Origin of the sequence: [Actinomadura] parvosata subsp. kistnae (assembly GCF_900323885.1) — a bacterium.
GTDB classification, from domain to species: Bacteria; Actinomycetota; Actinomycetes; order Streptosporangiales; family Streptosporangiaceae; genus Nonomuraea; species Nonomuraea composti.
This window is the reverse complement of sequence record NZ_OOHJ01000015.1, coordinates 732060-744899: the sequence shown is the minus strand read 5'-3', so window position 1 is coordinate 744899 and position 12840 is coordinate 732060. Positions and strand designations below refer to the sequence as shown.

At 71.6% G+C, this 12840-nt stretch carries 14 protein-coding genes; 5 read left to right on the top strand and 9 right to left on the bottom strand.

The features are described 5' to 3' along the window. Positions 1-30: 30 nt before the first annotated feature. Together KIS93_RS65345 and KIS93_RS18055 are read right to left on the bottom strand one after the other, a co-directional pair. The gene (locus tag KIS93_RS65345) at positions 31-510 is read right to left on the bottom strand and encodes an aggregation-promoting factor C-terminal-like domain-containing protein (RefSeq protein WP_230465951.1); all 480 of its coding nucleotides are present in this window, start codon (positions 508-510) and stop codon (positions 31-33) included. A gap of 339 nt (positions 511-849) precedes the next feature. Then, the gene (locus KIS93_RS18055) at positions 850-1245 is read right to left on the bottom strand and encodes an aggregation-promoting factor C-terminal-like domain-containing protein (protein WP_329607690.1); all 396 of its coding nucleotides are present in this window, start codon (positions 1243-1245) and stop codon (positions 850-852) included. 188 nt (positions 1246-1433) lie between these two features. Here KIS93_RS18055 and KIS93_RS18050 point away from each other — a divergent pair, with 188 nt between their 5' ends. Further along, positions 1434-1919: a glutathione peroxidase gene (locus tag KIS93_RS18050; protein ID WP_080036498.1), complete on the top strand. Its 486-nt coding sequence runs from the start codon at positions 1434-1436 to the stop codon at positions 1917-1919. On the opposite strand, the gene KIS93_RS18045 is transcribed toward KIS93_RS18050, so the two are convergent. The 4 genes from KIS93_RS18045 to KIS93_RS18035 form a co-directional block, all read right to left on the bottom strand. Then, the gene (locus KIS93_RS18045) at positions 1916-2800 is read right to left on the bottom strand and encodes an alpha/beta fold hydrolase (protein WP_080036499.1); all 885 of its coding nucleotides are present in this window, start codon (positions 2798-2800) and stop codon (positions 1916-1918) included. The two genes, KIS93_RS18050 and KIS93_RS18045, sit on opposite strands and share 4 nt — an antisense overlap. Positions 2801-2803: 3 nt before the next feature. Then, positions 2804-3013, bottom strand: coding sequence for a helix-turn-helix domain-containing protein (locus tag KIS93_RS65340; protein WP_246005308.1), 210 nt, complete (start codon positions 3011-3013; stop codon positions 2804-2806). After that, positions 3007-4899, bottom strand: coding sequence for a hypothetical protein (locus KIS93_RS18040; protein WP_246005307.1), 1893 nt, complete (start codon positions 4897-4899; stop codon positions 3007-3009). Before KIS93_RS18040 ends, KIS93_RS65340 begins: the two co-directional genes overlap by 7 nt. A 118-nt stretch (positions 4900-5017) precedes the next feature. Continuing rightward, positions 5018-5755, bottom strand: a complete 738-nt coding sequence (locus tag KIS93_RS18035; RefSeq protein WP_186404295.1) for an ATP-binding protein — start codon at positions 5753-5755, stop codon at positions 5018-5020. 118 nt (positions 5756-5873) lie between these two features. Here KIS93_RS18035 and KIS93_RS18030 point away from each other — a divergent pair, with 118 nt between their 5' ends. Beyond that, positions 5874-7004 carry a 2,5-dihydroxypyridine 5,6-dioxygenase NicX family protein gene (locus KIS93_RS18030; protein ID WP_080036501.1) on the top strand — a complete coding sequence of 377 codons (1131 nt, stop codon included), beginning with the start codon at positions 5874-5876 and terminating at the stop codon, positions 7002-7004. A 57-nt stretch (positions 7005-7061) separates the two neighbouring features. Here the strand turns inward: KIS93_RS18030 and KIS93_RS18025 are convergent, their stop codons facing one another. Then, positions 7062-8132 (bottom strand): LacI family DNA-binding transcriptional regulator, encoded by a 1071-nt coding sequence (locus KIS93_RS18025; RefSeq protein ID WP_080036502.1) that lies wholly within the window; start codon positions 8130-8132, stop codon positions 7062-7064. Between the two features lie 201 nt (positions 8133-8333). Between KIS93_RS18025 and KIS93_RS18020 the strand changes: the two genes are divergently transcribed. Next, positions 8334-9548: an ABC transporter ATP-binding protein gene (locus KIS93_RS18020; RefSeq protein WP_080036503.1), complete on the top strand. Its 1215-nt coding sequence runs from the start codon at positions 8334-8336 to the stop codon at positions 9546-9548. Between the two features lie 124 nt (positions 9549-9672). Here the strand turns inward: KIS93_RS18020 and KIS93_RS18015 are convergent, their stop codons facing one another. Further along, complete coding sequence (locus tag KIS93_RS18015) at positions 9673-10425, bottom strand: SDR family NAD(P)-dependent oxidoreductase (protein ID WP_080036504.1); 753 nt, start codon at positions 10423-10425, stop codon at positions 9673-9675. Positions 10426-10460: 35 nt separating this feature from the next. Here KIS93_RS18015 and KIS93_RS18010 point away from each other — a divergent pair, with 35 nt between their 5' ends. Continuing rightward, positions 10461-11618, top strand: coding sequence for a PQQ-dependent sugar dehydrogenase (locus KIS93_RS18010; RefSeq protein WP_230465952.1), 1158 nt, complete (start codon positions 10461-10463; stop codon positions 11616-11618). Here KIS93_RS18010 and KIS93_RS18005 read toward each other — a convergent pair. Further along, a complete protein-coding gene (locus KIS93_RS18005; RefSeq protein ID WP_186404294.1) occupies positions 11578-11913 on the bottom strand; it encodes a carboxymuconolactone decarboxylase family protein in 336 nt (111 codons plus the stop codon). The two genes, KIS93_RS18010 and KIS93_RS18005, sit on opposite strands and share 41 nt — an antisense overlap. A 279-nt stretch (positions 11914-12192) precedes the next feature. Between KIS93_RS18005 and KIS93_RS18000 the strand changes: the two genes are divergently transcribed. Further along, positions 12193-12840, top strand: a complete 648-nt coding sequence (locus KIS93_RS18000; protein WP_155126390.1) for a hypothetical protein — start codon at positions 12193-12195, stop codon at positions 12838-12840.

The following is a 12840-nucleotide window of genomic DNA, read 5'->3' as shown; positions in this document are numbered from 1 at the left end:
GCAGCCGCTCCGGATGCCCTCCTGAGCCGGCTAGTACCAGTTGTGCGATTTCCAGTGCCCCCAGGCGCCGCAAGGCCTGCCGTACCTCCCCTTGATGTAGGCCAGACCCCAGCGGATCTGGGTCTCCGGGTTCGACTTCCAGTCGCGCCCGGCGCCGCTCATCTTGCCGGCCGGCAGGGCCTGCGGGATGCCGTACGCGCCGGAGGAGTGGTTGAGTGCCCGGTGGTTCCAGTTGCTCTCCCTGGTCCACAGGTTGTCCAGGCAGCGGAACTCCTGGTAGTTCCAGGCCCGCTGCACGACGTGGCCGAGGGCGATCTTCTTGTTCCTGCTGGCGGGCCGGACGGCCGCCATCTTGGGTTGTGCCGACGTGGTCCAGACTCCGGTCCTGATCGGCGGTTTCGACTCGGCCCACACGGCCGTTGCGCTGACAGTGGCACCGAACGTGGCGCCGAGCGTGGTGAACGCGGTGACGGAGATGAGCGTGCCGTTGAGCGCGCGTTTGCTGTCCAACTCGATCCTCGCTGTCGGGTCGCGTGCGGACGGGCACCCTGAGACGGGTGCCCTGCCGTCCGCGTCCGTGGCTCGGACGCAGAGGGTCCGCGCGGCCCTCCGGGACGGTCCTTCGCCTCCGCCCGGTCGTGCTGGGCGGCCCGGAGGGCACCGCGACGTGTCCTCTAGCACGATTCCTATTACGCGGTGTCACCGCGGGTCATTCGTCAGGACACGCGAAGGACAGGTGTTTGTGTGACCGTTGCGGATAAAGGGGCTGCTCGCTGGGCCGGTTTTGCCCGGTCCGCCGCCCGATTGGGCGGGCCTTGCCGGAAATAGCGAGCAAGCCTGGGGTTTGGCTCAGTACCAACCGTGGGATTGGAAGTGCGCCCAGGCGCGACACGGGGAGCCGTAACGCCCCTTGATGTAGCCGAGACCCCATTTGATCTGGGTGCGGGGGTTGGTCCGCCAGTCACGTCCTGACGCGGCCATCTTGTGGCCGGGCAGCGCCTGCGGGATGCCGTAGGCGCCGGAGCCGTTGCCGGCGCGGTGGTTCCATCCGCTCTCGCGGTGCCACAGTTTCACCAGGCAGCTGAACTGCGTCTCGCCCCAGCCACGAGAGGCCACCATGGGCTTGGCGATGGCCTTGTTCCTGCCGCTGGTCTGGGAGCTCTGCGCCTGTGCGGCCGCGGCGCCGCCCGCCGCCACGAGGGTGGCGGTCAGGACCAGGACGCCGGTACGGCGGAGCATGGGCATGCGGGATCCCTTTCGAGGGGGTTCGTGGACCGCGCCACCCTGCCCGATAGAGACCCTTTACAGCGAATTGACCATGGCTACGTAGATCGTCAGTAAAGATCTCGATATATACCTTTTCTTGCGGATTTGTCCGAAAAATGAGAAGTGCGTCACAATTTTGGCCCTGACTCGTTCTGTAGGGTCAGAACATGAGCCTCAGCGACATCCCGCTTCGCACCCTCTCGGACGAGCCGACCACGCTCGCCGAGCTGACCGGCGGCAAGCCCGCCCTCATCGTGAACGTGGCCTCCAGATGCGGGCTCACCCCGCAGTACACCGGCCTGGTCAAGCTCCAGGAGCAGTACGGCCCGCGCGGCTTCACCGTGATCGGCATGCCCTGCAACCAGTTCGGCGGCCAGGAGCCCGGCACGGCCAAGGAGATCCAGCACTTCTGCTCCACCACGTACGGCGTGGACTTCCCGCTGCTGGAGAAGGCCGAGGTCAACGGCCCCGGCCGGCACCCGCTCTACGCCGAGCTCACGAGCACGCCCGACGAGCAGGGCGAGGCGGGCGACGTCCAGTGGAACTTCGAGAAGTTCCTGATCGACGGGCAGGGGCGGGTCGTCGCCCGCTTCCGCCCCCGAACCGCCCCCGAAGACCCGGCGATCACCTCGGCCATCGAGAAACTGCTCTAACCGTTCGCCGCCGAGGTGTGCGCGAGGACGGCCTCCGCCAGCTCCTCGTGCACCTCCGGCGGCAGCGTGTGCCCCATGCCCTCGATCATCAGCAGCCGCGCGCCGGGGATGGCCGCGGCGATGAGCGCGCCGTGCCCGGGCTTGGCCGGCTCGTGCGTGCCCTCGACGACCAGGGTGGGCGCCTTGATCCGGTGCAGCACGCCCACCGGCTCGAAGTCCGGCCGGGCGGCGGCGGCCAGGCGGTGGTTGACCACGGCGTCCAGGTCACGCGCCCGGTCGTAGATGCGCTCCTGAAGGCGGCGGGCCGCGTCCTCGTCGAACGGCAGCGCATCGCCGTGCAGCACCCGCTGCTCGGCGATCATCGTCTCGATCCGCTCCCGCCGGCTCGTCGCCGGCGGAGCGGCGATCAGCGCGCGGAAGAAGTCCACGAACGCCGGCGTCGGCTCCGGCAGGCTGCCCTCCGGCTGCGGCTGCCCCATCAGCGCCCGCATGATCACCCCGCCCTCACCCCCGCCGAGCGGCGAGGACCCGATCACCGTCAGCGTGCGCACCCGCTCCGGCCGCTCCACCGCGACCAGCTGGCCCAGCAGCCCGCCCGCCGAATGGCACACCAGGTGCGCGCTGTCCAGCCCGTGCGCGTCCATCACCCGGTACACGTCGTCCTTGATGTCCTCCCACGTGTACGGCTCCTTCTCGAAGTCGTACGTGCGGGAACGGCCCGTGTCGCGGTGGTCGTACCGGATCACCCGCCGCCCGCCGGCCGTCAGCCTGCCCACGAACTCGTCCGGCCACAGGATCCCCTGCGACATCGAACCCATGATCAGCAGGATCGGCTCGTCGGTGGCGCTGCCGAACTCTTCGCTCCAGATGTCGTTTCGCATGCCTCAGAGCATGTCCTGTCCGGCCACGGGCGCCTTCCGTAGAACTACTAGCCGCGTCAGCTCCGTACGGGTACCTATGCCGAGCTTCGGATAGATCTTGTACAGGTGGTACTCGACCGTACGAGGGCTGAGGAACAGCTGCGCGGCGATCTCCTTGCTGGACAGGCCGTCCGCCACCAGGCCCGCGATGCGCAGCTCCTGCGGGGTCAGCACGTCCAGCGCCGGAGCGGCCGCCGCCGGCTCGGCGCTCTCGCCCGCCGCGCGCAGCTCGCCCAGCGCCCGCCGCGCCCACGGCCGCGCGCCCGCCCGCTGGAACGTCTCCAGCGCCGCACGCAGATGCGGGCGCGCCTCACCCGGCCGGTGCGCCCTGCGCAGCCGCTCACCCAGCAGCAGCGCCGTCCTGGCCGCCTCGTACGGGTTCCCGTGCAGCCGCAGCGCCTCCTCGAACCCCTCCGTGCCGTCCGCGACCTGCGCCCGGCACCTGGCCAGCAACGCCCGCGACTCGGGCGTCGCCGCGTTCGCCGACCACCGCTCGTACGCCTCCAGCGCCGCCCCGCCGCCTCCAGGTCGCCCGCGCCCACCGCCGCCTCGATCCGGTCCGGCGTCGAACGCCACACCACCGTCGGATGCCCCGCACCCGGCCCCGCCGCCGCGATCGCCACGAACCGGTCATGCGCCGCCGCGAACCGGCCCAGCCCCAGATCCAGCATCGCCAGCGCGTACGCGGCCACCCCCGCCCGCAGGCCCACCCGATGCGGCAACGCGATCGCCAGCGCCTCCTGAGCCAGCCGGCGGCACTCGTCCTCCTCGCCCCGCAACGCCGCCAGCACCGCCAGATTCGCCAGGTGTGCGGCCACCGTGTTGCGGTAACCGGCCTCGCGCGCCAGCTCCAGCCCCTCCTCCGACACGGCCTGGCTCTCCGCCAGCCGGCCCGCGATCCGCTCCGCCGTCGCCACGAACTCCAGCACCACCGGCAACTGCCCCACCATCCCCGACACCCTCGCCACCCGCCCGGCCCTGGCGGCCAGCTCGGCCGACAGATCGGCCTCACCCAGGTAGCTCGCCGCCGCCGTCGCCCACAACAACCCGGCGGCCTCACTCAGCTCATCGGCCCGCGCCAGCGCCCGCCTGAGCAACGCATGCGCGGCCTCGTGGCCGTGGGGTGTGGTGCCGTCGGCTTGCGCCCGTTCGGGGACTGCGCTGCGGTCGGGGTGCGCCTCCTGATGGAGGGCATCCTGACGGGCCGCTGTGTGGTCGGCGTGCGCTTGCTCGCGGGGCGCTGTGTGGTCGCCTCGCGCCTGCATGCGAGGGGCGGCGGGGAAGGTGCCGCCGGACAGGGTCAGGCCAATGCCGGTCAGGACGTCGCGCAGGAAGCCCTCCGGGTGGGACGACGCGCGGCGGCCGATCTCGACGATGGCGGCCGTGTCGCCCGCGTACGAGGCCGCCTCCGCCGCGTCGGCCAGCATGTCCAGGCTGTCACCCGCCGCCAGGATGCGCACGGCCTCGGCGGCGCTGCCCGAGTTCAGCTCGAACCGGCCGCGCAGCTGGGCCAGCTCCATCCCCAGCGCCGCGTCACCGGCCGCGTGCTCCCTCGCCTCGGCCAGCAGCGACTCGGCCTGCCCCGGACGGCCGCCCAGCCAGGCCGCCACCGCGGCGTCCTTGAGCCGGGCCGCCCTGACCGCCGGGGCAGGGGTCAGCTCGGCGGCCCTGGCCAGGGCGGTGGCGGCGTCGCCGTACCCGCCGCGGTCGCGGGCCCGCGCGGCCGTCTCGGCGAGCGCGGCGGCGACGCTCTCGTCCTGGCCCAGCGTCGCCGCCGCCAGGTGCCAGGCGCGCCGGTCCCCCTCCGCCTGATCGGCCAGCGCCCGGTGCGCCTCGCGCCGGTCCGCGGGGGTGGCGGCCTCGTGCACGGCCGATCGTACGAGCGGGTGGCGGAACCGTACGGACGCGCCCTCGACCCTCGCCAGCCCGGCCGCCTCCAGCTCGTGCAACGCCTCCCGTCCCGCGCCCATCCGCCCGGCGGCGCGCAAAACTACGTCGAGATCGCCCTCCAGGGCCGCGAGCAGCGCGACCAGCCGGGCGTCCCCGGACAGCGCCGCCACCTGCTCCCCGAAGAGCCTTGTGCCGCCGGCAACGGGTCCGGCAGCGGCTCCCGCCCGGCGAGCTGTCCGGGGCTCAACCGCCGCACGGTCTCGCGCAGGGCCAGAGGGTTGCCCCCGGTCAGCGCCACCAGCTCCCGCCGCACCCCGGGCGCCATCCCGCCCCCCGCGCCATCCTCCGGCACACCCGCCCGGTCACCCCCGCATGCGGCACCCCGACGCCCGGCACGCCGGTCCCGGCGGCAGCATGTGACGCCGCTGCGGCCTCCTGCGAGAGTGCGGGTGCGGCGGCGTCGAGGAGTTCGGTGGCGGCGGGTTCGGGGAGGCCGTCGATCGGCAGGGACGGGACGCCCTTCAGCGGCGTGTCACCCCGTACGGCCAGGAGCATCGCGATGCGTTCCGTGCCGAGGCGCCGGGCGGCGAACAGCAGGGCGTCGGCGGAGGCCCGGTCCACCCACTGGAAGTCGTCCACCACGCACACGAGCCCGTGCGGCGCGGCGGCCTCCGCCAGCAGCGACAGGACGCCCGCCGCCAGCAGGAAGCGGTCGCCGGAGGCGCCGCCGCCGAGCCCGAGAGCACCGCCCACGGCCGCGCGCTGCGGCTCGGGCAGGGCGTCCAGGAGGCCGGCGACCGGGCGGAGGAGCTGGTGGAGGGCGGCGAAGGCGAGGTCGGACTCGGGCTCGACGCCGGTCGTGCGGAGCACGCGCAGGTCACCGCGCCGGGTGACGGCGAGGTCGAGCAGGGCCGTCTTGCCCACCCCGGCCTCGCCGCGCAGCACCAGTGCGGAGCCCGCGCCGGAGCGGGCCCGGGAGATCACGTCTTCGATGGCGGCGATCTCCGCCGATCGTCCGAACAGCACAGATGTCCACTGTAGAGGTCCTGACCGGCCTGTTCGTCCGGGCGGGCACGAAGAGTATGGCTTCGTCACGCTGGGTAACGAACGCTCTGAGAACAGTAGGGTCGAGGGAGACGCGCGAATGACGACCAATCCGTACGCCGGATCGCCCTTCAGCTATGTCGCCGAGCCGGCCGCGGCCCCGTACGCGATCGTCGAGCTGATGCCCGGCGCGCACAACCTGTGCGAGTACGTGCGGCTGGCGGCGGGCGAGCGGGTGCTGCTGATGATGGAGCACACGGTGGACCCGGTGGTGGTGCAGGCGATCGCCGCGGCGGCGGCCCTGCGGGACGCGGACGTGCGCATCCTGTCGGTGCCGCCGTTCAGCGCGGGCGGCTGGGACCGTGAGGCGGCGCTGCCGATCGAGACGGCCGCCTTCCATGAGGCGGACGTCGTGATCAGCGGCACCTGGTGGGGTGAGGTGCACACGGCGCCGCTGTTCTTCGACCAGATCGCCGCCCGTTCTGTGCGGTTCCTGTCCCTGCACATGACGGCCACGGCGGGCGCGCTGCTGACCGGGGCGCGCCTGCCGGTGCCGGTGTTCCACACGCTGGTGGCGGTGGCGCTGCGCCGGCTGTCCGGGGCGTCCTCGATCAGGGTGACGTCCGCGCGCGGCACGGACCTGACGTTCTCGGGCGTCACGTTCGAGGACGCCGGCCCGGACGGGCTGCGGCCCGGCGACTGGCGGCCGTTCCCGTACGGGGGCGTGAACTTCTGGCCGACCGGCACGGAAGGGGTGCTCGTCGTGGAGGACAGCACGGTCACCGGCGTGCCGGAGGAGCCGCTGCGCGTCACGCTGGAGGGCAACCTGGTCCGCAAGATCGAGGGCGGCGCCGCCGCCGGGCAGCTGCGCCGCTACGCGCCCGGCGGCTTCTACATGCGGCACGCCCTGTTCGGGCTGAACCCGAAGGTGCGGGTGGCGGGCGGCACGCAGTTCGAGCGGGAGAAGCACGCGGGCGCCTTCTACTGCGGCCTGGACGGGCTGACCGACGGCGTGCCGGTGACGACGGGGCCGGGGTTCGCGCACTGCGACTGCCAGGTGGACCGGCCGACGGTGATCGTGGACGGGGAGACGTTCGTGGAGCGGGGACGGCTGCTGCTGCTCGACGAGCCGGAGGTCAGGGAGGTGGCGGCCCGGTTCGGGCCGCCGGAGGTGATCCTCGACGACAATCCGGTGATGATCCTGCCGCGCCGCTACACCGGAATCCGGTGAACGTCCGTTACGCCGGCTCCGGTAAGCGCAGCGGGGATCCTGGTTCCGGCCTGACGGCTAGCGGTGGGGGCCGCAGCTGCCCCTGATGATCAGCTCCGTGGGCAGCACGACGGAGCGGGCTCTCCGGCCGCCCGAGCGCAGCACTAGCTCGGCCGCCCGGTAGCCCATGTCGCGGCCCGGCTGGGCGATCACCGTCAGGGGTGGCGAGCACAGCTCGGCCCAGGGCACGTCGTCGTACATGACGAGTGACACGTCGCGCGGCACCCGCAGGTCCAGCTCCCTGGCGGCGAGCACTGCGGCCTCGCCCAGCACGTTCCCGCCGGCGACGACCGCCGACAGGTCGGGGCGGCTCTGGAACAGGCCGGAGGCGGCGGCGTAGGCGGAGTCGCGGCTGCCGGTGCCGAACACGACCAGCTCCTCGTCCACGGGCGCGCCGACGGCCTCCCTGAACGCCGCCACCCGCCGGTCGTGGCCGGGGCCGCCGAGGAAGGCGATGCGCCGGTGGCCGAGGCCGCGCAGGTAGCGGACCGCCGTACGGATGCCGGCCCGGTCGTCGGCGAGCACGGACGGCAGCTCGGGCGGGCGGTGGGCGGCGGGCGGGGGAGCGGCCAGGCCGTCGAGGAGCATGAGGTCGTTGACGGCCGCGGCGGCCGGGTCGTCGTCCTCGGAGAAGGGCCGGGCGGGCAGGCGGTCGGCGAAGACGACCGTCATGCCCGCGCGGACCGCGGGCGCCCAGGTGTCCTCGTCGCCGGAGGGGACGGCGATGAGGCGGTCGACGCTCTGCTCCAGGAGCATGCCGATCAGTTCGGCCTCCTGCTCGGGGTCGCCGCCGGTGGAGCCGAGCACGACGGGCTCGCCGGCCGAGCGGGCGCAGGCGAGCACGCCCTCGGCGAACTGGGCGTAGAAGGTGTCGGTGAGGTCGGGGACGAGCAGGCCCATGCCGCCGGTGCGGCGCTGGCGCAGGTTGCGGCCGAGCGCGCTGGGGCGGTAGTCGAGCTGGGCGGCCACGGCCAGCACGCGCTCCCTGGTGCGCGGGCTGGCCGAGCCGCCCGACAGCACGCGGGAGACGGTGGCGACGCCCACGCCGGCCGCCTCCGCCACATCCTTGATCGTCGCCCGCTTCTCCATGGAAACGATTCCATCATGGTTCCGCGAAAACTGGAAGCCACCTGTGAGGACAAGGGCTGGTCACGCCGTAACCCTTGACACCGATGTCCGTTTCGGGTGAGATGCTTGAAAACGTATCCACGCCGAGTGGGAGATTCACTCCGCGCGAGTGGATCTGACGGGACCATCCGGGCCATCCGCCCTGGAGCGCGAAGGAATGTCATGGCATCCATCGTTCTGACGAACGTCGACAAGATCTACGCCGGTGGCGTAAAGGCCGTGAACGGGCTCAACCTTGAGATCAAGGATGGCGAGTTCATGGTGCTGGTCGGTCCTTCCGGTTGCGGTAAGTCGACCGCGCTCCGGATGATCGCGGGCCTGGAGGACATCAGCGGTGGCGAGATCGCCATCGGCGACAAGGTGGTCAACCACCTGCCGCCCAAGGACCGCGACATCGCGATGGTCTTCCAGAACTACGCGCTCTACCCCCACATGACCGTCGAGGAGAACCTCGCGTTCGGCCTCAAGCTGCGCAAGATGCCGAAGCCGGAGATCCAGAAGCGGGTCAACGAGGCCGCCAAGATGCTCGGCCTGGAGACCTACCTCAAGCGCAAGCCGGCCGCCCTGTCCGGTGGTCAGCGCCAGCGTGTCGCCATGGGCCGCGCCATCGTCCGTGAGCCGCAGGCCTTCCTGATGGACGAGCCGCTGTCCAACCTCGACGCCAAGCTCCGCGTCTCCATGCGCGCCTCGCTCAACCAGATGCACGAGCGCCTCGGCGTCACCACCGTCTACGTCACGCACGACCAGGTCGAGGCCATGACCCTCGGCGACCGCGTCTGCGTCCTGCGCGACGGCCTGCTGCAGCAGGTCGACACCCCGCAGAACCTGTTCGACAAGCCGGTGAACCTGTTCGTGGCCGGCTTCATGGGCTCGCCGTCGATGAACTTCGTCACCGCCGAGCTGGTCCGCGGCGACGGCGGCCCCGCCGTGGCCTTCGCCGACATCAAGCTGCCGATCCCCGAGTCGACCTTCTCCGACAAGCCGGGCCTCGACCAGTACATCGGCAAGAAGATCATCCTGGGCATCCGCCCGTCCGACTTCGAGGACGCCGCCTCCGCCGGCAACCACGCCAACGGCTGGGCCACGCTGCCCGTCAAGGCGGAGGTCACCGAGGAGCTGGGCTCCGAGATCAACGTCCTGTTCCTGATCGACGCCCCGCCGGTCGAGCACAAGGACACCGTCGCCGCCGCCGACGCGGGTGACGACGAGGACGCCTCGCTGCCGCTGACGGGCGACAAGTCCCTGTGGACCGCCCGCGTCAACGCCCGCAGCCACGTGCGCCCCGGCCAGAGCATCGACCTGGTCGTCGACACGCACAACCTGCACTTCTTCGACCCGGCCTCCGGCCTGTCGATCGGCCACGAGGCCAACCGCTGAGCCACTGAGCTGCTGAGCCACTGGCATCCTGTTCCCGGCCGCGGGCGTGAGCCCGCGACCGCCTGGGCCCCCACCGCGACCCCCTCCCGCGGCGGGGGCCCGCCTTTTTGCTCCGGTACGGGGTTCAGTGCGCGATGCGCGCGGCCACCATGTTCTGGATGCTGCGCGGCACGAGCCGGCCGATCGCCAGGAGGACCTTGTACCGCACGTCCGGCACCGACACCCGCTTGCCCAGCGCCAGGTCCCGCATCGCCGCGCGCACCACGTCGTCGGCCTTCAGCCACAGGAACCACGGGATGGCCGAGGAGTCCATCGAGGCCCGCTGGTGGAACTCGGTGCGCACGAAGCCGGGGCACAGCGCCATGACCCTGATGCGCGACCTGCTCAGTGTGCTCGCGGCCGACTCGCTGAAGTTGACCACCCACGCCTTCGACGCGCTGTAGGTGCTGGCGCTGGGGAAGAACGCGCCGGCCGACGACACGTTCACGATCGCGCCGCGGTCGCGCTCGCGCATGCCGGGCAGCACCGCCAGCGTCAGCCGCAGCACGGCCTCGCAGTGCACCTTGAGCATGCGCAGCTCGTTGGCCACCGGCACGTCGGGGAAGCTGCCCGCGTTGCCGAAGCCGGCGTTGTTGACCAGCAGGTCGACGCCGTCGCGCAGCCTCGACTCCACCCTGGTCAGGCCGTCTTCGGTGGACAGGTCGGCGGGCAGCACCTCGACGCTGACGCCGTACCGGAGCTTGAGCTGGTCGGCGGTCTTGGCGAGGCGCTGCTCGTCGCGCGCCACGAGGACGAGCGAGTAGGCCTCGGCGGCCAGGTGGCGGGCGAAGGCGGCGCCGATTCCGGCCGTCGCGCCCGTGATCAGTGCGGTTGGCATGCCTGCACCTTAACGGTCGTGGCAGGATGGGCAACGTGCGCCTCGTCGTGGCCGGGCTCGTCCTCATGGCCCTCACCGCCTGCACGCCCGAGCAACCGGCCGGGTCGGCGACCCGCGCCCCGCGGAGCACCGCCCCTTCGCCGGCTGAGCGCACGAGCCTGCCCGAGCCGCAGCAGGCCACGCCCGAGCGCGGCGAGCTGCGCTTCACGAAGATCGCCGAGCTGGAGCGGCCGGTCGCGTTCGCCGTGCGCAAGGGCGACGACCGGCTCTACGTGGCCGAGCAGACGGGCCGGCTGCGCACCACCGACGGCAAGACCGTGATCGACCTGTCCGGCGAGGTGAGCTCCGGCAACGAGCAGGGCCTGCTCGGCGTCGCCTTCCACCCCACGGGCCGCTGGGTCTACCTCGACTGGACCGACGCGCGGGGTGACACCCACATCACCGAGTGGGCCTACGACGGCGAGCGGGCGACCGGCCGGCGCGACGTGCTCAAGCAGGACCAGCCGTACGCCAACCACAACGGCGGCCAGCTCGCCTTCGGCCCCGACGGCTACCTCTACATCGCCTTCGGCGACGGCGGCAGCGCGGGCGACCCCCAGCGCAACGGCCAGAGCCTGCGCACGCTGCTCGGCAAGATCGTGCGCATCGACCCGCGCGGCGACCCGTACACGATCCCGCGCGACAACCCGTTCGCCGGCCGGCGGGGCGCGCGCGGCGAGATCTGGGCCTACGGCCTGCGCAACCCCTGGCGGTTCAGCTTCGACCGGGCCACCGGCGACCTGTGGATCGGCGACGTCGGCCAGGACGCGTGGGAGGAGGTCGACCACCAGCCCGCGAGCTCCAAGGGCGGCGAGAACTACGGGTGGAGCCTGCGCGAGGGCAGGGCGCGCTTCCGCGACGGCGACGCCCCCGACCTCGTCGAGCCGGTGATCGTCTACCCGCTGCGCGAGGGCGGCAACTGCTCGGTCATCGCCGGTTACGTCTATCGCGGGCAGAAGATCCCCTGGTTGCGGGGGCAGTTCCTGTACGGCGACTTCTGCGCCGGCTGGGTCAGGGCCGCGCCCGCCGGCGACGTGACGGACTCGGCCGAGGTGGGCAAGGTGGACCAGCTCTCGTCCTTCGGTCAGGGCCCCGACGGCGAGCTGTACGCGCTCAGCCTCCAGGGCCCGATCTATCGGATCGAGCCCGCCTGACCCGCTCGATCAGCGACTCCACCTGGCCGTTGAGCTGGGCGCCCCTGGCCCAGCCCGCGTAGTGGGTGAGGAAGACCGCCACCTCCCGCAGCTCGGCCTCGCTCAGCTCGCCGGCCCGCAGGGCCACGTCGAGCTGGACCTCGGTCATGTCGTGCAGCCCCTGGCCGACGAGCAGCCCGAGAAGGAGCAGGCGCCGCTCCTTGACCGTCAGCACCGACCGTGACCAGAGGTCGGCGAACTGGCGCTCGGCGGTGATGCCGAAGCCGTCGACGGTCTCCATCGCGGGTTCTGTCATTGTCCGCTCCAGGGCTTGTCGATAGGAGATCCTCACATCTTTCGCTACTTCCTGGGATGAACCAATGGGGGTTGCATGAACGTTGTAGCGGTGCGACGCAGCCCCTGCACGGAGGGCTTTTGGGTCTGTAACAAGTAAAGCCAATGCATGGCCAAGATTTGGTCAAGATTTCTCATCGTGCGGCGAGCTGAATCGCCTCCAAAGCGGGCACAACAACTCCGTTGGTCCGTCATGCGGAGGTAAGCCCTGGTGAAAAAGACACGGGCTTTGATCGCGCTCATGGTCGCGGTCCTGATGCTGTCCGCGTGCGGACAGCCGGAGTTCACCTACGTACGCGACAAGGCCGGCACGACGTACTTCAAGGTGCCCGCCTCGTTCACCCAGCTCGACGCCTACCCCATCGAGCTGTACCTGTCCGGCGACCATCCGAACTCACAGGCGGCGATGCTGCGGGCGCAGCGGGTCTGGTCGACGGCCTTCGACCAGTCGGCCGACCCGTCGGTCAACCACCTGCTCGGCTCGACGGAGCCGTTCGTCTACGCCGCCGTGCACCAGCTCACGGAAGAGCAACGGGACTCGATCTCCCTGAACAGGCTGCGCGACTTCATCCTCCCGGTGACGGAGGAGATGCGCACCGCCTATTTGCAGCAGGCCCTCGCCGCGAACCAGATGCCGATGTTCAACCGCTTCGAGCCCATCAGCGACGAGGTCCTGAGCCTCGACGGCGGTGCCAGGGGAGTGCACGTCCGCTTCAACTACCAGATCGGCCCCGAGGTCCAGACGTTCGACCACACGGCCATCCTCGACGAGAAGGGGGCCACGGTCTCCGTCATGCTCATCGGCTGCCAGGCGATCTGCTACGCCAAGCGCGCCGCCGAGTTCGACAAGATCGCGAGTTCTTTCAAGCTGCTCCGGCTGCCCGGATGA

Coding starts and splice junctions, on each gene's coding strand:
- KIS93_RS18055 (WP_329607690.1), bottom strand. CDS start 1,245: ATGCCCATGCTCCGCCGTACCGGCGTCCTGGTCCTGACCGCCACCCTC.
- KIS93_RS18050 (WP_080036498.1), top strand. CDS start 1,434: ATGAGCCTCAGCGACATCCCGCTTCGCACCCTCTCGGACGAGCCGACC.
- KIS93_RS18045 (WP_080036499.1), bottom strand. CDS start 2,800: ATGCGAAACGACATCTGGAGCGAAGAGTTCGGCAGCGCCACCGACGAG.
- KIS93_RS18030 (WP_080036501.1), top strand. CDS start 5,874: ATGACGACCAATCCGTACGCCGGATCGCCCTTCAGCTATGTCGCCGAG.
- KIS93_RS18025 (WP_080036502.1), bottom strand. CDS start 8,132: ATGGAGAAGCGGGCGACGATCAAGGATGTGGCGGAGGCGGCCGGCGTG.
- KIS93_RS18020 (WP_080036503.1), top strand. CDS start 8,334: ATGGCATCCATCGTTCTGACGAACGTCGACAAGATCTACGCCGGTGGC.
- KIS93_RS18015 (WP_080036504.1), bottom strand. CDS start 10,425: ATGCCAACCGCACTGATCACGGGCGCGACGGCCGGAATCGGCGCCGCC.
- KIS93_RS18005 (WP_186404294.1), bottom strand. CDS start 11,913: ATGACAGAACCCGCGATGGAGACCGTCGACGGCTTCGGCATCACCGCC.
- KIS93_RS18000 (WP_155126390.1), top strand. CDS start 12,193: ATGGTCGCGGTCCTGATGCTGTCCGCGTGCGGACAGCCGGAGTTCACC.